The 18,621-nt window shown below is 36.9% G+C and carries 16 protein-coding genes; 14 read left to right on the top strand and 2 right to left on the bottom strand.

Translation table 11 applies throughout. The features are described from left to right. Window positions 1–67: 67 nt before the first annotated feature. The 12 genes from WMO42_RS04125 (at window position 68) to rpsA (ending at window position 13,815) form a co-directional block, all read left to right on the top strand. Window positions 68–1,513 carry a carboxyl transferase domain-containing protein gene (locus tag WMO42_RS04125; RefSeq protein WP_055174514.1) on the top strand — a complete coding sequence of 482 codons (1,446 nt, stop codon included), beginning with the start codon at window positions 68–70 and terminating at the stop codon, window positions 1,511–1,513. Window positions 1,514–1,529: 16 nt separating this feature from the next. Further along, window positions 1,530–2,378, top strand: a complete 849-nt coding sequence (locus WMO42_RS04120; RefSeq protein WP_022502013.1) for an OadG family protein — start codon at window positions 1,530–1,532, stop codon at window positions 2,376–2,378. A 3-nt stretch (window positions 2,379–2,381) separates the two neighbouring features. Beyond that, a complete protein-coding gene (locus tag WMO42_RS04115; RefSeq protein WP_055174518.1) occupies window positions 2,382–2,750 on the top strand; it encodes a biotin/lipoyl-containing protein in 369 nt (122 codons plus the stop codon). A 46-nt stretch (window positions 2,751–2,796) separates the two neighbouring features. Beyond that, a complete protein-coding gene (locus WMO42_RS04110; RefSeq protein WP_055306551.1) occupies window positions 2,797–3,948 on the top strand; it encodes a sodium ion-translocating decarboxylase subunit beta in 1,152 nt (383 codons plus the stop codon). Between the two features lie 201 nt (window positions 3,949–4,149). Beyond that, window positions 4,150–5,583 (top strand): oxaloacetate decarboxylase subunit alpha, encoded by a 1,434-nt coding sequence (locus WMO42_RS04105; protein WP_022502010.1) that lies wholly within the window; start codon window positions 4,150–4,152, stop codon window positions 5,581–5,583. A 198-nt stretch (window positions 5,584–5,781) separates the two neighbouring features. Continuing rightward, the gene (locus WMO42_RS04100; RefSeq protein ID WP_349191615.1) at window positions 5,782–7,749 is read left to right on the top strand and encodes a hypothetical protein; all 1,968 of its coding nucleotides are present in this window, start codon (window positions 5,782–5,784) and stop codon (window positions 7,747–7,749) included. A gap of 132 nt (window positions 7,750–7,881) precedes the next feature. Next, window positions 7,882–8,862, top strand: a complete 981-nt coding sequence (locus WMO42_RS04095) for a diaminopimelate dehydrogenase (RefSeq protein ID WP_022502008.1) — start codon at window positions 7,882–7,884, stop codon at window positions 8,860–8,862. Window positions 8,863–9,114: 252 nt separating this feature from the next. Then, on the top strand, window positions 9,115–9,729 hold the full coding sequence (locus tag WMO42_RS04090; RefSeq protein WP_055174525.1) for a hypothetical protein: 615 nt from the start codon (window positions 9,115–9,117) through the stop codon (window positions 9,727–9,729). A 20-nt stretch (window positions 9,730–9,749) separates the two neighbouring features. Further along, a complete protein-coding gene (locus WMO42_RS04085; RefSeq protein WP_055174527.1) occupies window positions 9,750–11,168 on the top strand; it encodes an NAD(P)/FAD-dependent oxidoreductase in 1,419 nt (472 codons plus the stop codon). A 45-nt stretch (window positions 11,169–11,213) separates the two neighbouring features. Continuing rightward, entirely contained in the window at window positions 11,214–11,879 is a 666-nt protein-coding gene (cmk, locus tag WMO42_RS04080) for a (d)CMP kinase (protein ID WP_055174529.1), read from the top strand. Window positions 11,880–11,894: 15 nt separating this feature from the next. Further along, on the top strand, window positions 11,895–12,761 hold the full coding sequence (gene ispH / locus WMO42_RS04075) for a 4-hydroxy-3-methylbut-2-enyl diphosphate reductase (RefSeq protein ID WP_022502004.1): 867 nt from the start codon (window positions 11,895–11,897) through the stop codon (window positions 12,759–12,761). Continuing rightward, window positions 12,730–13,815 carry a 30S ribosomal protein S1 gene (gene rpsA / locus WMO42_RS04070; protein ID WP_022502003.1) on the top strand — a complete coding sequence of 362 codons (1,086 nt, stop codon included), beginning with the start codon at window positions 12,730–12,732 and terminating at the stop codon, window positions 13,813–13,815. The genes ispH and rpsA overlap by 32 nt, the downstream gene beginning before the upstream one ends. Window positions 13,816–14,021: 206 nt before the next feature. On the opposite strand, the gene WMO42_RS04065 is transcribed toward rpsA, so the two are convergent. Then, window positions 14,022–14,777, bottom strand: a complete 756-nt coding sequence (locus WMO42_RS04065; RefSeq protein ID WP_022502002.1) for a YlmH/Sll1252 family protein — start codon at window positions 14,775–14,777, stop codon at window positions 14,022–14,024. A 359-nt stretch (window positions 14,778–15,136) separates the two neighbouring features. Between WMO42_RS04065 and WMO42_RS04060 the strand changes: the two genes are divergently transcribed. Next, complete coding sequence (locus tag WMO42_RS04060) at window positions 15,137–15,916, top strand: protein-glutamate O-methyltransferase CheR (RefSeq protein WP_022502001.1); 780 nt, start codon at window positions 15,137–15,139, stop codon at window positions 15,914–15,916. Here the strand turns inward: WMO42_RS04060 and WMO42_RS04055 are convergent. Beyond that, window positions 15,885–17,039, bottom strand: a complete 1,155-nt coding sequence (locus tag WMO42_RS04055) for a ribonuclease H-like domain-containing protein (RefSeq protein WP_349191614.1) — start codon at window positions 17,037–17,039, stop codon at window positions 15,885–15,887. The two genes, WMO42_RS04060 and WMO42_RS04055, sit on opposite strands and share 32 nt — an antisense overlap. A gap of 252 nt (window positions 17,040–17,291) precedes the next feature. On the opposite strand from WMO42_RS04055, the gene rsxC reads away from it, so the two are divergent. After that, on the top strand, window positions 17,292–18,611 hold the full coding sequence (gene rsxC, locus WMO42_RS04050) for an electron transport complex subunit RsxC (RefSeq protein WP_022501999.1): 1,320 nt from the start codon (window positions 17,292–17,294) through the stop codon (window positions 18,609–18,611). The last annotated feature ends 10 nt before the right edge of the window (window positions 18,612–18,621 follow it).

Here is an 18,621-nt window from a genome sequence, read left to right as displayed (position 1 = left end):
ACATTGTTATAAAATAAACAATAGTTGTTTGCATTAAGCAATATATAACAAAGAGGAGGTCTCGGTGATGAGTAATACTACACAGGCTTTATCAAGAATCGAAGCAATTCTTGATGATAGCAGTTTTGTTGAAATCGGAGCGGCTGTTACAGCAAGAGCAACAGATTTTAACATGCAGGAAAAAAAGGCTCCATCTGATGGTGTAATCACAGGATATGGAGTTATCAATGGAAATCTTGTGTATGTGTATAGCCAGGATGCTGCTGTGTTAGGCGGAACAATTGGTGAGATGCATGCCAAGAAGATTGCTAATCTTTATGAGAAGGCAATGAAAATGGGAGCTCCTGTGATTGGTCTGATTGACTGCGCAGGTTTAAGACTTCAGGAAGCAACAGACGCCCTTGACGGCTTTGGACAGATTTATAAGAATATGTCATTAGCTTCTGGAATTGTTCCACAGATTACAGCCGTATACGGTGAATGTGGTGGAGGTCTTGCTGTTCTTGCAGAACTTTCAGATTTCGTATTTGTGGAAGAAAAGAAGGCTAAGTTATTTGTTAACAGTCCTAACGCATTAGATGGCAACTATGAATCTAAGCTTGATACATCAAGTGCAGAATTTATGGCTAAAGCAGGTGTTGCAGATTTCATTGGTGATGAAGAAACAATCGCTAATGGAGTAAGACAGCTTGTATCAATGCTTCCATCTAATAATGAGGAAGGTGCTGTATACACAGATAATCAGGACGACCTTAACAGAGTATGCGCTGATATGTCAGCAGAGATAGCTGATGCTGCACTTGCTCTTACAGATATTTCAGATGATGGATTATTTGTAGAAGTTAAGGCTGAATATGCTAAGGAAATGGTAACTGGCTTCATTCAGCTTGATGGAGTTACAGTTGGTGCTGTTGCTAACAGAACAGCAATATATGATGAGAATGGCGAAAAGGCAGAAGAGTTTGCAGCTGTATTAACTACAGATGGAGCTTATAAGGCAGCCGAATTCGTAACATTCTGTAACGCATTTGAAATACCAGTGCTTTCACTTACTAATGTTAAGGGCTTTGAAGCTAATGTAAGAGCTGAGAAGACAATTGCCAAGGCAGCTGCTAAGTTAGTATATGCATTTTCTAACGCAGATGTGCCAAAGGTTAATGTAATTACAGGTGAAGCTTATGGAAGTGCATATGTAGCTATGAATTCTAAGTCAGTAGGTGCAGATATGGTATATGCCTGGTCACAGGCAAGCATCGGTATGATGGATGCTTCTTTAGCTGCTAAGATTATGTATGCTGATGAAATCGCAGCAGCAGATGATGTTACAGCTAAGATTAATGAAAAGGCTTCTGAATATGCAGCATTACAGTCAAGCGTTGAGCAGGCAGCTGCAAGAGGTTATGTTGATACAATTATTAACCCAGAAGATACAAGAAAGTACATTATTGCAGCATTTGAAATGTTGTTTGATAAAAGAGAGGTTCGTGCAGATAAGAAGCATGGCACAGTATAATTGAAGAGGTGATAATATGAAGAAAATTAAGTTTAAAAAGTTCTTAGTGTTATTCTCATTACTTATCTGTGTATTCTGTATGACAGCCTGCAGTTCATCTAATGGCACTATATCAACAGCAAGTGCCAAGACAGAATTAAAACAGCAGCAGCTTGATGCCAGTGAGGCTTATCTTGTAGACTGGGTTAAAGATATGATTACATATCTTGATAAGAATGATTCTGCTAAGATAACAGCGGATGCAGAGGCAGCTCAATCACTTACAATGGTAAATAATAAGTTATACATTGTTGACCAGAGTGGAATTAGTGTTAAGACAATAGCTTTTTATAATAGCTGGAATAGCACAAGAGGTGAGTTAGGTGCTTTAAAGAGTATCAATGAAATTAATGTAGAACTCAACAGCAAGACAGGTGAGTTATGTACTATTACAGTTGATACTTCATATGAGAAGAATGATAAATGTACATTTGAATTCGTAATTAATGATGACTATACACTTGAAAATGGTGCTATCAATCCATCATATACTACAGGACAGAAGATGTATAAAGCAGTAATGAATACTCTTATCGGTATGGGAACAGTATTCGTTGTACTTATATTTATTTCATTCATTATTTCATTATTTAAGTACATCAATAAGTTTGAGAACAAAAATAAGGCTAAGAATGAAGCATCTAATGATGCCCAGGGTGTTGATAATGCTATTGCTCAGATAGTTTCAAGCGAAGAGCAGGATGAAGAAGTTGATGATCTTGAACTTATAGCAGTTATAACAGCAGCTATTGCTGCATCAGAGAATACATCTACAGACGGACTTGTAGTTCGTTCAATTAGAAAGGTTAATAGCAGGAGGAAATAAATTATGAAGAATTATACAATAACAGTTAATGGAAATGTATATGATGTTACTGTAGAAGAAGGAACAGGAAGCACAGCAGGTGCAGCTAAGGCAGCAGCACCAAAAGCAGCAGCTCCTAAGGCAGCGCCAAAGGCTGCAGCACCAGCAGGCGCACAGGGTGCAGTAAAGGTTAATGCACCAATGCCTGGTAAGATTCTTAAGGTTAACGTTAATGCGGGCGCAGCAGTTAAGAAGGGTGATGTATTACTCGTTCTTGAAGCTATGAAGATGGAAAATGAAATCTGTGCACCACAGGATGGTACAGTTGCTACAGTTGAGTGTGCAGCTGGTGATTCAGTAGAGTCAGGTAAAGTATTAGTTTCTATGAACTAATTGATATATCAATTAGTTGTGTAGAGATAATATACGGAGGTAAAAAATGGAATATATTTTATCAACATTGGGAAACCTCGTTCACCAGACAGCATTCTTTAACCTCACTTGGGGTAATTATCTGATGATTCTGGTTGCGCTGTTTTTCATGTATTTGGCAATCAAAAAAGAATATGAACCTCTGCTTTTAGTACCTATTTCATTTGGTATGTTACTTGTTAATCTTTTCCCGGATATTATGTTATCTATTGAAGATTCAAGCAATGGCGTAGGTGGTTTGTTACATTATTTTTATTTATTAGATGAATGGAGTATTCTGCCATCACTTATCTTCCTTGGTGTTGGTGCGATGACAGACTTTGGTCCACTTATCGCTAATCCTAAGAGTTTCCTTTTAGGTGCAGCAGCACAGTTTGGTATATTCGCTGCTTACATTATGGCTATATTTATGGGATTCCCAGATAAGGCAGCAGCAGCAATATCTATTATTGGTGGTGCTGATGGTCCTACATCAATATTCCTTGCTGGTAAATTAGGACAGACTAATTACCTTGGACCAATAGCGGTTGCAGCATATTCATATATGTCACTTGTACCAATTATCCAGCCACCTATTATGAAGTTATTAACAACTGAAAAGGAAAGAAAGATTAAGATGGAACAGCTAAGACCTGTATCTAAGCTTGAGAAAATTCTTTTCCCTATTATCGTTACAATCGTTGTAGTATTAATTCTTCCTACAACAGCACCACTTGTTGGTATGCTTATGCTTGGTAACCTTTTTAGAGAGTCAGGAGTTGTTAAGCAGCTTACAGAAACAGCATCCAATGCACTTATGTATATAGTTGTTATTATTCTTGGTACATCAGTTGGTGCTACAACAAGTGCAGAAGCCTTCCTCAATCTTGATACATTAAAGATTGTTGCATTAGGTCTTATTGCATTCTGCTTTGGTACAGCGGCAGGTGTTATATTTGGTAAGATTATGTGTAAGGCTACACACGGTAAGGTTAATCCACTTATTGGTTCAGCAGGTGTATCTGCAGTTCCAATGGCAGCCAGAGTTTCACAGAAGGTTGGTTCAGAAGCAGATCCTTCTAACTTCCTTTTGATGCACGCTATGGGACCTAACGTAGCCGGTGTTATTGGTACAGCGGTTGCGGCTGGTACATTTATGGCGATGTTTGGTGTTATGTAAAACAGACTAAGAGGCTCTAAGCTCGCACAATACGCGAGCTAAGACCCTCTAAGTCTGTATAGAAGTTGCTTACGCAACTTCGTTGTGGACGGAAGAAGGGCTATATATGATAAGACCTTCTAAGTCTGAATAGAAGTTACTTACGCAGCTTAATTAGAGTTTATTTACTTTATATATAGGAATATATAGGAGGAGTTTAAGATGGCAGATCAGGTTAAGAAACCATTAAAGATAACTGAGACTGTATTAAGAGATGCTCATCAGTCACTTATTGCTACAAGAATGACTACAGAGCAGATGCTTCCAATCATAGACAAGATGGATAAGGTTGGATATCATTCAGTTGAGTGCTGGGGCGGTGCTACATTTGATGCATCACTTCGTTTCCTTAAGGAAGACCCTTGGGAAAGACTTCGTAAGTTAAGAGATGGTTTTAAGAATACAAAGTTACAGATGTTATTCAGAGGACAGAATATCCTCGGATACAATCATTATGCAGATGACGTTGTAGAATATTTCGTACAGAAGTCTATTGCTAATGGTATTGATATAATCAGAATATTTGACTGTTTCAATGATTTAAGAAATCTTAAGTCATCAGTAGAGGCAGTTAAGCTTGTTAAGAAAGAAAATCCTAATGCTCACGCACAGATAGCACTTTGCTATACACTTGGTGATGCATATACTCTTGATTACTGGAAAGAAACAGCTAAGAGAATTGAGGATATGGGTGCAGATTCTATCTGTATCAAGGATATGGCAGGTTTACTTGTTCCTGCTAAGGCTACAGAGCTTGTACAGGCATTAAAGGATGGTTCTTCACTTCCTATCCAGATGCATACACATTATACATCAGGCGTTGCTTCAATGACATATATGAAGGCTGTTGAAGCAGGTGCTGATATTATCGATACAGCTATGTCACCATTCTCAATGGGAACATCACAGCCGGCTACAGAAGTTATGGTAGAGGCATTTAAGGGTACAGAGTACGATACAGGTCTTGACCAGAACCTTCTTGCAGAGATAGCTGCTTACTTCCAGCCAATGAGAGAAGAAGCATTAAAGTCAGGTCTTATGAATACTAAGGTTCTTGGTGTTAATATTAAGACATTATTATATCAGGTACCTGGTGGTATGCTTTCTAACCTTGTATCACAGCTTAAGGAAGCTGGTGCAGAAGATAAGTATCAGGCAGTTCTTGAGGAAATTCCTAAGGTTCGTAAGGACTTTGGTGAACCACCTCTTGTTACACCATCATCACAGATTGTTGGTACACAGGCTGTTCTTAATGTATTACAGGGCGAGCGTTATAAGATGATTACTAAGGAATCTAAGAAGGTTCTTATGGGTGAATTCGGACAGACAATTAAGCCATTCAACCCAGAAGTACAGAAGAAGGCTATAGGTGATGCTACACCTATTACCTGCCGTCCGGCAGATCTTATTGAGCCACAGCTTGAGAAGTTCAAGAATGACCCAGTCGTACAGCAGTACAAGCAGCAGGATGAAGATGTGCTTTCATACGCATTATTCCCAGCAGTTGCTACTGAGTTCTTCAAGTATAGAGAAGCACAGCAGAAGAAGGTTGACCCTGCTAAGGCTGATACAGAGAATAAGGCATATCCAGTTTAATAGCTAGCGGTATGATTTGTTTTTTCGTAGAACTCGCAACAACTGGTGGTTTTAAGTGAAAAAATGGGCGTGGGACGTTAGTCCCACGCCCATTTTTGTCATTTTCTGGCAGATTGGGATATATGACAACTGTAATTATAAGGATAAATAAAGTAATATAGCAGCATAAAAATATAAGAAACAGGAGGAACAAAGTTTATGGTGAAAAACAAAAAATGTCATAGTAAGAAAATGGCAGCATTAGTTACAGCTGTTGTGCTTGCTGTATCGGCAGCAGTTTCATTTGCAGTACCACAAGTAAAAGCTGCCAATGGACCATGTGATACTGGTGATTGGGCTTATGCTTATATTAATGTAAGAAATGGAGAGGAAAGTAATCTGCTATTCTCATCAGAAGGCACTAATTCCATAGATGGAATGTCTTATGACAGAGAGTCTAATACACTTACATTAAATAATTATAAAAGCTCTACAACAGTAATAGTTACTAATATGATGGGTGACGATTTCAAGATTAACCTTGTTGGTGATAATGAAATCAGAAGTATAGGTTCATATGGTGATGCCTGGGGCGGTTCAATCAATATAAGTGGTAATGGTTCTTTGGTAATTAATGCAGACAAATCAGATGATTATGGAATAGCTTTCTTTGCTGAGGGAACTAATTCGGTGCTTTCAGTTGCAGACACCTGTAATGTTACAATATATTCTGGTTCAAAGGCAGTAGTGTATACAAGCGATAATCTCACTAACAAGCCAATTAAGGATAATGGAACATTAAAGGAAAATGTGACATATAATGTTTCACATCCGCTGGAAATATCAAGATTATGTGCCAGGTATTATGAGTACGACCCTTATACAACTAATATAGTATATAAGAACGAGACAGATAATACTTCATTATATTATATTAAAGAGCTGACATATATTGAACCTGCTAAAGTGACTTATACATTATATAAGCTTACTACAAAGAAAGCTATGGGCGATGTATATTATGCTGACAAAGTAGGTGAATATGATAATATCCCTGCTGGATATACCAAGACCACATTAGACAATCCAATTTCATATTATGAGTCAGACAGTGGAAGCGGCGGAACAAGTCAGGTTATAATCAATACAGCAACAAATGAAAAGTATGTATCTGCATATGTTTATGAAAATAAAACATCATATTATAGAATATGTAAGCTTCTTGAAAAGCTTGGTGTAGATGAACGAAGCAATGATGAATTATGGCTTATTGATTATGACAATCCTGTAGCAACATACAATCCTGTAGTGGGAAGTGATAATCTTCCAGACGGATACAAGTATGACGGTACAGAGATAGAAGGTCTTTATAATGTTGAATGTGTAGCAGATAGGCTTACATTTACAGCTAAATCATCTAGTGATAATACGACAGATAATTCAAAAGGAGACACAACCAATAATCCATCTGACAACACAACAGATACACCAGCAGATGAGAAGCCATCGACACCAGAGTCAAGCACCACTAATACAGTAGTAGATGTATCAGACGGCAGCACAACTATTAAGGCTGATGAAATCAGAAAGATTATTGAAGATAACAAGGTGAATGATGTTGTTATCAAATCTAACAATGATGTTACATTTACATTTGCAAAAGGAACAATGTCAGAAGTATCACAGGTTGCAATATATGACTTCTCAACAGCAATTACTTCTGATATAAAAGAAGCAGGAGATATGCCGGCAGATGTAACAGAGGATATATTCGTATCTAAGATTGTATACAATTATTCCGGCGTGCTTCCAGCAACGGCAAGTATTAAGTTAAATGTTGGAAAAGCATATGCAGGCCAGACACTTTATTACAGCCAGCTCTTAGATGATGGAACAATAATTAGTATGATGTCAGCTGTAGTTGATAATGATGGTTATATGACAGTAGAACAGGATCACTGCTCAACATATCTTATTACAAAACAGCAGATTACAAGCAGTTCATCAGATATAAGTTTACCAGGCACATCAGTAGAAAATGTAACAGAAGCCGCAGGTAATACAGTTGAAACACCACAGACAGGAGATATGACACATATATACTGGGCAGGATATTTATTAGTATTATCATTAATGGGCATTGGATTTACAATTTTAATGGCTGGTAAGCTAAAGAAAGAACAGTAATAATATTTATTGATAAAAAACTGCCTGAATGAGAGTTGACATATGTATTTTCAAAAAGTAATATTAAAGAAGTGTTTGTTCACACTAATTATATGTGAAATACAGTAAATATGTATAAAATGGAGGCAGAATATGAGAATAGGTATTATTGGATACGGAAATCTTGGAAGAGGCGTTGAGTGTGCTATCAGGCAAAATCCAGATATGGAGCTTGTAGCAGTATTTACAAGACGTGCACCAGAAAGCGTATCTATATTGACAGAGGGTGCTTTAGTATGCTCAGTAGATGAGGTAGAGCAGTGGAAGGATAAGATAGACGTAATGATTCTTTGCGGTGGAAGTGCTACAGATTTACCAGTACAGACACCAAAGTTTGCAGAGATGTTTAACGTAGTTGACAGCTTTGATACACACGCAAGAATTCCAGAACATTTTGAAAATGTTGATTCTGCGGCTAAGAAGAGCGGACATGTTGGAATTATATCAGTAGGCTGGGATCCAGGTATGTTCTCTTTAAACCGTATGTATGCCAATGCTATTTTACCAGAAGGCAAAGATTATACATTCTGGGGTAAGGGCGTAAGTCAGGGACATTCAGACGCTATCAGAAGAGTTGAGGGCGTCAAGGATGGCAAGCAGTATACAATTCCAGTTGAGGCAGCCTTAGAAGCTGTAAGAAATGGCGAGAATCCAGAGCTTACAACAAGACAGAAGCATACAAGAGAATGTTTTGTAGTATTAGAGGAAGGTGCTGATGCTGCAAAGGTAGAAGAAACAATCAAGAATATGCCTAACTATTTCGCTGATTACGATACAACAGTACACTTTATCAGTGAAGAAGAATTAAAGAAAAACCACAGTGGAATTCCTCACGGAGGATTTGTTATCCGTACAGGAAAGACAGGCTGGAACAAAGAGAACAATCACGTTATAGAATACAGCTTAAAGCTTGATTCTAACCCAGAATTCACATCTTGCGTTATCGTAGCATATGCAAGAGCAGCTTATCGTCTTTATAAGGAAGGTCAGAGCGGTTGTAAGACAGTATTTGATATTGCACCTGCATATCTTAGTGCTAAGGATGGAGCAGAATTACGCAAGAGCCTTCTTTAATTAATATTGTGTTATTAATATTATATTGCAGGAATTGATAATGTAATTATTGTAAGAATTAATTACATAAATATTATGAACTAAAATAAGATTGACCTTTGGAGGTATATTATGGCTTCTAAAGGTCAATTTTATTATTTTAAGTCAACTATATACTTTGCATTAATAATAGTGTAATATAAATATGTATGCGTTATTTATAATAATGTCACAATATACTTTACTAATAAACACAGAAAGGTATTTGAATAGATGATTAAGCTTGAAAGATTTGAAGTTATGAATTTTGAAAATGCTATGAGAGGAGCGAGAAATCCGCTTAATAGCTGGGCTAGAATGGATAGTAAGACAGAAAATGGAGTATTCACATTTGGACCTAATGATTTAGATTTAGCGAAAAGGCTCTGCAAGGCTGGTTCAGACCATAGAAAGTTTATAAGACAGATATTTGTAACAGTAGATATAACAGCACCAATCTACTGGTGGAAGGAATACGATACATATAAGGTTGGAACAGTTGCCAATTCAACAAGTACAATGCATAAAATCCACAGCAAGTCATTTGAAATGGAAGATTTCAGCGTTGACCATTGTACTTCTGAGGCGTTAGATATGATGCAGAAGAATATAGATTTTCTTGAAACAATACGCCAGAAGTTCATAGAAACTAAGGATAAAGACCTTTGGTATAGTATGATTCAGTTGCTTCCAGAAAGCTATAATCAGATGCGTACCTGCACATTTAATTATGAAAATCTTGCAGGAATGTATTATTCAAGAAGAAACCATAAGCTTGCAGAATGGCATACATTCTGTGACTGGGCACTTGAGTTACCATATTTCAAAGAACTTTTGGTTCAGGAATAAAGAGGATAGAGAGGTTTCCTATGAGTAAAGTTGTAGTTATTGGAGGCGGGGCGGCAGGTATGATGGCTTCTATTATAGCCGCCAGAAATGGACATACAGTAACTCTTATAGAAAAGAATGATAAGCTTGGAAAGAAGCTTTTTATAACAGGAAAAGGCCGCTGTAATTTTACTAATGCTGGTGATGAGGACGACATTAAAAATAGTGTTGTAACCAACCCTAAATTTATGTACAGTTCATTTAAAGGCTTTTCTAATTATGATGTAATGGGATTCTTTGATGAACTTGGACTTAAGTTTAAAATAGAACGAGGTAACCGCTGTTTTCCAGAGTCAGACCATTCATCAGATGTAATCGGCACATTGGCAAGAGAATTAAGAAAATGCAAAGTGGATATTATGCTTAGCACAGAGGTTGTTGATGTTACAGCCAGGGAATTATCAGAGAATGTAGTATCAGAAAATGCAGTGTCAGGGAAAATAGTATCTTGCAATGCAGTATCAGAGAATATAGCAAATGATAGTGTAAAACTTGAAAAAAAGTATAAATCCAAGAAAAAAGAACCTAAATCTAAGAAAAAAGAGCCAGAATATATATCGCAGTTTGTAAGTGTTGAAGTTAAGGAGTTATCTACTGGCAGAAAGCAGGTTATAAAAGCTGATTCCTGCATTATAGCAACAGGTGGTAATTCTTATTCAAGCACTGGTTCAACAGGCGATGGCTATAGATTTGCAAAGGCACTTTCACATAATGTTACACCTATTATACCGGCATTAGTTCCTCTCACAGTAAGAGAAGAATGGGCTTCAGAGCTTATGGGACTGAGCCTTAAGAATATAGCAATAAGCATATATGACAGTATGGGTGACAGCCGTAAAGAGCTGTATAGTGACTTTGGTGAAATGCTATTTACGCATTTTGGTGTGAGCGGGCCAGTTATTCTTAGTGCGAGCAGTTATACAACAGCAATATTAAGAAAAAGACCGCTTAAGCTTGTGATAGATTTAAAGCCAGCTTTATCAGAGGAACAGCTTGATGAGAGAGTTCTTAGGGATTTCTCAGAGGAAAAGAATAAAACCTTCCGTAATTCACTTGATAAGCTGCTTCCTAAGAAACTTATCCCTGTTATAGTAAGGCTCAGTGATATCAATAAAGATAAACAGGTTAATGAGATAACAAGGGAAGAAAGATTAAGGCTTGTACATCTGTTAAAGCATTTTGAAATGACAATAACCGGTACAAGAGGCTTTAATGAAGCTATAATTACACAGGGCGGTGTTGATGTTAAAGAAATCAATCCGACAACTATGGAGTCAAAGTTAGTTAAAAATGTGTATTTTGCAGGAGAGGTGCTTGATGTAGATGCGGTTACAGGCGGTTTTAACTTGCAGGTAGCGTGGTCGAGTGCGTATGCTGCAGCAATGCATTTGAATAATTAAATAATGCCAGCGTGTTTTATAACACAGGCAGAAAAGAGGATTATTATGTCTTATTCAGTAGCAATTGATGGACCGGCAGGAGCTGGCAAGAGTACAATAGCAAAGCTTATATCTAAGCAGATGGGTTATATATATGTAGATACCGGTGCTATGTACAGGGCAATGGCGGTATATTTTAACCAGAATAATATTGACCCCGCAGATGAAGCTGCGATTAATGCGGCAGTCGATAATGTAAAGATAACAATAGAATATAAAGACGGCGAACAGCAGGTTATCCTTAACGGCGAGAATGTAACCAGTCTTTTAAGAACTGAGGCAACAGGCAATATGGCTTCAAAGACATCTAAGTATAAGGCTGTAAGAAGCAAGCTTGTTGATTTGCAAAGAGAGCTTGCGGCAGCAGAAAATGTTGTTATGGATGGACGTGATATTGGCACAACAGTTCTTCCAGATGCCAATGTAAAGATATATCTTACTGCAAGTTCTGATGCCAGAGCCAGAAGAAGATATGACGAACTTAAGGCAAAGGGTGAAGAATGTGATTTACAGAAGATAAAAGAGGATATTGAACAGAGAGATTATCAGGATATGCACAGGGATATTTCACCATTAAAGCAGGCAGATGATGCAGTTCTTGTAGACAGTTCTGATATGGGAATTGATGAGGTGGTGGAAGCCATCAAGACAGTTATTAATAAAGCAAAGTAGTGATTTGGAGGATATATGAAAGAGGCAGAAGTTATACTTGCCAGGTCTGCTGGTTTCTGCTTTGGAGTTCACCGTGCAGTGGATACAGTGTATGAAAGAACAGGAATGGAAAATGTATACACATACGGACCTATCATACATAACGATGAAGTTGTAAAGGACCTTGAAAGCAAAGGGGTCAAGGCAATATCAGATGTAGCACAGCTTGACGGTATTGATAATGCTACTGTCATAATAAGGTCGCATGGTGTATCTAAAAATGTGTATGAGAGCATAAAGACAAAGAATTATGAAGTTGTAGATGCAACCTGTCCATTTGTTCTTAAAATACACAGAATAGTTGAGCAGGAGAGCAAGGCAGGAAAGCAGATTGTAATAATAGGCAATGAGAAACACCCGGAAGTTGAGGGCATTAAAGGGTGGTCAGTAAGTCCTGTATATATAGTGGATTCTATCGAAAAAGCACAAAATCTTGAGCTTGACAGGGCAAAAGAAGTGGTTGTTGTATCCCAAACGACATTTAATTACAATAAATTTCAAGAATTAGTTGAAATTATCAACAAAAAGAGTTACAATATTACCATTAAAAATACTATTTGTAATGCCACGGAAGAACGTCAGACAGAGGCAAGAGATATTGCACGGAAAGTTAGTGCGATGATTGTCATTGGTGACAAGAGTAGTTCCAATACGAGAAAACTGTATGAGATTTGTAAAGGCGAATGTGAGGATACATTTTACATTCAAACTCTAAGAGATCTTAATCTTAACGATTTAAGATTCATAGACAGCATAGGTATTACAGCTGGGGCATCGACCCCGAACAATATCATTGAGGAGGTTTATACTAATGTCAGAGAATTTTGCAGAGATGTTAGCTAACGAAGAGTGGAAGGAAATTCATACAGGAGAAGTTGTTGATGGCACTGTAATAGCAGTTAAAGAAGACCATATCGTTCTTAACATAGGCTATAAGCACGATGGAATTATCACAAGAAGTGAATATTCATCAACACCAGGTATCGATTTAACAACAGTTGTTTCTGTTGGAGATGAGATGAAGGCAAAGGTGCTTAAGCTTAATGATGGAGAAGGACAGGTTCTTCTTACATATAGAAAGCTTGTTGCAGAGAGTGGAAGCAAGAGACTTGAAGAAGCATTTAATAACAAAGAAGCTATAACAGCTAATGTATCAAGAGTTATTAAGGGTGGTCTTGAAGTTGTTGTTGATGAGACAAGAATCTTCATTCCAGCAAGCCTTGTATCAGATTCTTATGTTAAGGATTTCTCAGAATACAATGGTAAGGAGATTACATTTGTATTAACAGAATATGATCCAAAGAACAGAAAGGTGATTGGTGACTGCAAGCAGCTTATCGTAGCTAAGAAGAAGGCAGCTCAGGAAGAACTTCTTTCTAAGATTAAAGAAGGAGATACAATCGAAGGTACAGTTAAGAATGTAACAGATTTTGGTGCATTCATTGACCTTGGTGGTGTAGACGGACTTCTTCATATTTCAGAGATGTCTTGGGGAAGAACAGAGAACCCTAAGAAGGTATATAAGGTTGGCGATTCAGTTAAGTGCTTCATCAAGGAAATCAATGGTGACAAGATTGCACTTTCAGTTAAATATCCAGACCAGAACCCTTGGAATGATGCTTCAACAAAGTATGCTGTAGGTAATGTTGTTACTGGTAAGGTAGCAAGAATGACTGACTTTGGTGCTTTTGTTCAGCTTGAAGACGGCATTGATGCTTTACTTCACGTATCACAGATTTCTAAGGAACACATCAACAAGCCAGAAGATGTATTAAAGATTGGTCAGGAAATTGAAGCTAAGGTTGTAGACCTTAACGAAGCTGACAAGAAGATCAGCCTTAGTATGAAAGCATTATTAGATGATGCAGAACCACAGGAAGAGGCTACAGAAGAATAATTTAATAATTAATTGTCAGATGTTCTGATGATTGGCTGTAACTTAATATTTGATAATATAAGAGCTGTACACCTTAGTGTGATATATACTTTCTATGCCGGGTAGAACCGGTAGAAAGTATATATACAATGTTGGTGTACAGCTCTTGTTAAATTTCCTTAAGCTTTCTGTCAAAATCTGGGGTGCGAATTATATTAGAAGAATAATTACTTATATTGCATAAGTGTCAGATAGCTTCGTCCTTTGCGGGTTTCGGCTTCATCACCTATAAAGATATACTTTCCATGTCCACGGATTACAAGTACATCATCTTTCTTTAAGTTCTGGCTTTTATTCTCGGTACATATTCCATTGAGGAATATTTTCTTTGACGTAAATAGCTCATTGGAATTACTGCGTGATAATCTGGTGAGGGAAGCAACAACTGCATCAATCCGCTTAGAAGCAGCAATTATTCGTATCTCTTCAAGTTCTGGTTTGATTGCTTCAATCTCATCAGTGCATATTGTACATCTTATGTGTGTGTGTTTAATAGAGTCCAGATTATCACATATATAATCAGCTATGTGCGAAAGGCAGTATACATAAGCATCAGGCACTTTAATTATAATGTCACCGACTAGTTCGCGTTCAATTCCAAGGTTCATAATTGCACCAAGGTAATCACGGTGGTTAAGCTGTTCAGCAAATTTGACGGATAATGGGCTTATTCGGATAGTTGAGATAGGGTAACCGGCATCATAGCCATAGAGTTCCTCAGAGCCGAAACGTATTATTTTGCGTTCACATACAGGATTGCCACCCCATTCATCATATGGTATAAATGATAATTCATTGCTCATTTTGTTGACAGACGACAGTTCATTTATACTTAAAAAATTAGTGTAAGTATATATATTGTGGTTGAAAGCCTGATTGGCAGTATCTATTATTTTTCTTTTTAAAAGCTGTTCTTCGTTCATTGTGTTAATTCCTTCTATTTTATAAATTGGTGATATGTGCTCATTGTGCTTAGATTAAATTGATATAGTAAATTAATGTTTATTATAATGTAATTAATTATATATGTCTAATACGATGTTTAATATATTGGCAAATTCAATATTGGCAGAATGAGTTGTAAAATCCAGAATATTGTAAAATTGAATATAATGGTAAGCTTAATTGGATATGGTAATTAGATATTTTATGTAATGTTTTTATATTTTTTATATAATGATAAAATTTTGACACAATTAATATTGTGTGATAAAATCCATATAAAGCTAAGGGATTGCAACAACTGCGGAATATGTTACAGGAAAGAACAGAGGATATCAATATGGTTAAAGATTATGAAGATTTTAAGAAATTTGTGTTAGGACTTACAGGAATTGACCTTAATGCTTATAAAGAAAAGCAGATGAAGAGAAGAATAGATACACTTATAGCAAGGAATAAGCATACAGGTTATGACAGTTATTGCAATGCGATAAAGAATGATGCCCAGATGCTTGATGAATTCGTTAATTATCTTACAATTAATGTGTCAGAATTCTATAGAAATCCAGCGTTATGGAAGAAGCTTGATGAGATTATCCTTCCAGACCTGATTAAGAAGTTTGGACCAAGACTTAAGATATGGAGTGCTGCTTGTTCAACAGGTGATGAGCCATATTCACTTGCAATGGTGCTTGCAAAGAAAGTCCCACTTAAAGATATAAAGATATATGCTACCGATATAGATGACCAGGTTCTTGAAAAGGCCAAAGATGGCGTGTATTCAGCCAACAGCTTAAAGGGACTTCCTGATGAGTATAAGAATAAATATTTTGAAAAAATGGGAGATAAGTACTATAAGATTTCAGATGAGATTAAGAAGTGCGTTGAGTTCAAGAAGTCTAATCTTTTAAAAGACTCATATCCTCAGAGCTGTCATCTTATAGTTTGCCGAAATGTACTTATCTATTTTACAGAAGATGCCAAGTTAGAGATATATAAGAAATTCAATGATTCATTAGTTAAGGGCGGCTGTTTATTTGTTGGTAATACAGAGCAGATTATCAATTATAAAGACCTTGGTTATGAATCTAGTGAGTTGTTTTTCTACAGAAAAAAGTAATCAGTATATGTACTGCCTGAAGAATTATGTCTTCAGGCAGTTCTTTTTTATCGTATAAAAGGTATATATTAGCATCATTATACTCATATCTGAATATATATTCAGAAGTCTGGAGACTGTCTGTATTGTAACAAGGCAGTTTGATAAACGAAGCGAATTTTTTAGTGTATGCTGTTTCTCTGGTTGCTTTCACTTTATATTCAGCATCAACATAAGCAGCTACACTTTTGTGAATGGCAGTATCTTCGTATGGAAGATAGTAGTAATTCTTATAATCACTATAATATAATCTGAGATTATCAGTTATTAATGGCAGTTTGATTTTCATAGTATTGCCATTGATTCTTATGGCATATCCATTATTATCAAGATGAATAACGGGTATGGGAACTGCACAGGGCAGGGTATAGTTAATTATTAAATCTCCATTTTTATTAGTATCATCGGAATATTCGACAGAATATCCAGTATAGGTTACATTTTCTTCTAATACAGCATTGTAGGCAGTTATAGATGAAAGCTGGATAAGTCCGTATACATCATCATAATTATGAAGCAGAAGCAGTTCTTCGTAAGAAGCTTCTCCAGTCTTAACATAGTCGTTGTATACCTTGATAAGCTCGCCGCCAGAGAATTCATCATCACGGCTTATGTTAAGGAATTGCTCAACAGACTTCTGGTTACAGCTTTCAAGCTTTAGTAATGCCTTTAATGGACGTACACATTTGTATAAATCATAGCTTAAGAGCTTATCAAGTGTGTACGGAATGTTAAGGTGTGCGGCTCTGTCTTTAATAAATGGAATGTCAAAATTGTCTCCATTAAAATGCACCAGTGTATCAAATGAAGCGGCAGCATTAAGAAAGCTTGCTATTACCTGCACTTCGTCAGCCTTGGACTGGGCAAGCCACTGTATTATGGTAAGTATGGAATTCTTTATATAAGCAGTGCCGATTAAATAACAGAAGCTTGTCTTGTGCGAAAAGCCGGTTGTTTCAATATCAAAAAATATTGTATGCTCGCTGCAGAGAGAATTATTGATAAAATTATCAGCAGTATTATTAGTATTGCTGTCGTTGTTGTGTATATCGTTTAGATTAAATGTTTTAGTTATAGTCTTCATTAATTATAAATCCTTTGATTACAAAAAGTATACGTTAAAAAAATGTCAGTTTTTGTTTATTATATACGAATATATACACAAAAAAAAGTAGATTTTTAATGATAAATGATATATTATATTAATATATTAATTATCGTTCATAATTATTATAAATCAGATACACAATCATTAAGCTTGGGTTTTATGGTTGTCTATCTGTTTTTGCATTGCTTTGGATGATAACATATATTATTTTATAAGGAGAAATATGTCATGGGAAAGTGTACATTTAAAGGTGGAATACATCCATATGACGGCAAGGAATTATCAAAGGATAAGCCTATAAAAGAGTTGTTCCCTGCTGTAGGAGAGATGGTTTTCCCACTTTCACAGCACATCGGTGCGCCGGCAGTTCCAGTAGTTGCCAAAGGTGATTACGTCCTTGCTGGACAGTTGATTGCTGAGGCTGGTGGATTCGTATCAGCTAATATCCATTCATCTGTTTCTGGTACAGTTAAGGCTATAGAGCCAAGAACGCTAGCCACAGGTGGAAAGTGCAATTCAATCATCATTGAGAATGATGGAGAATTTAAGGAAGTTGAGTATACTCCGAAGAAGTTAGAAGAACTTTCTAAAGAAGAAGTATTACAAAGAATTAAGGATGCAGGTGTAGTAGGTATGGGTGGTGCAGGCTTCCCTACTAACGTAAAGTTAAGCCCTAAGAATCCAGAAGGAATTGATTATATTATAGTAAATGGTGCTGAATGTGAACCATACCTTACATCCGATTACAGAAGACTTCTTGAAGAGTCAGACAAGATTGTACTTGGCTTAAAGGTTGCATTAAGCATCTTTGATCACGCTAAGGGTATTATTGGTATTGAAGATAATAAGCCTGAAGCCATTAAAGTTATGCAGGCAGCAGTTGCCTCTGAGCCAGATATCGAGGTTAAGGTTTTAAAGACCAAGTATCCTCAGGGTGGTGAGCGTAGTCTTATCTATGCTACAACAGGCAGAAGCATCAACTCAACTATGCTTCCAGCAGATGCAGGATGTATCGTACATAACGTAGATACAATATACAGCATATATATGGCTGTTATTGAAGGAAAGCCACTTACTAAGAGAATCGTTACTGTTACAGGTGATGGTGTTAAAGAACCAGGCAACTTCTATGTATGGCTTGGTATGAACTACAGACAGCTTCTTGAAGCAGTCGGTGGTGTAGTTGGCGAACCAGAGAAGTACATATCGGGTGGTCCTATGATGGGATTTGCTATGTATAGTCTCGATGTACCAGTTATAAAGGGAAGCTCATCACTTCTTGTATTCCAGAATGATGTTGTATCTAAGCTTGAAGAGACAGCATGTATCCGTTGTGGAAGATGTGGTGAAGGATGTCCAAGCCATTTACTTCCAGCTAAGCTTGCTTCATTTGCAGCTAAGAACGATGAAGCTGGTTTCGTTAAGTTTGATGGTATGGAGTGTGTAATGTGCGGAAGCTGTTCATATGTCTGTCCAGCTAAGAGACCATTAACACAGCAGATTAAGGCTATGAGAAGTATCGTTCTGGCTAACAGAAGAAAGAAATAAGGGAGGATTA

This window comes from Lachnospira sp. CLA-JM-H23 (assembly GCF_040096425.1).
Lineage (GTDB): Bacteria > Bacillota > Clostridia > Lachnospirales > Lachnospiraceae > Lachnospira > Lachnospira rogosae.
Note: the sequence above shows the minus strand (reverse complement) of the source record. Positions and strands in the feature narration are given on the sequence as shown.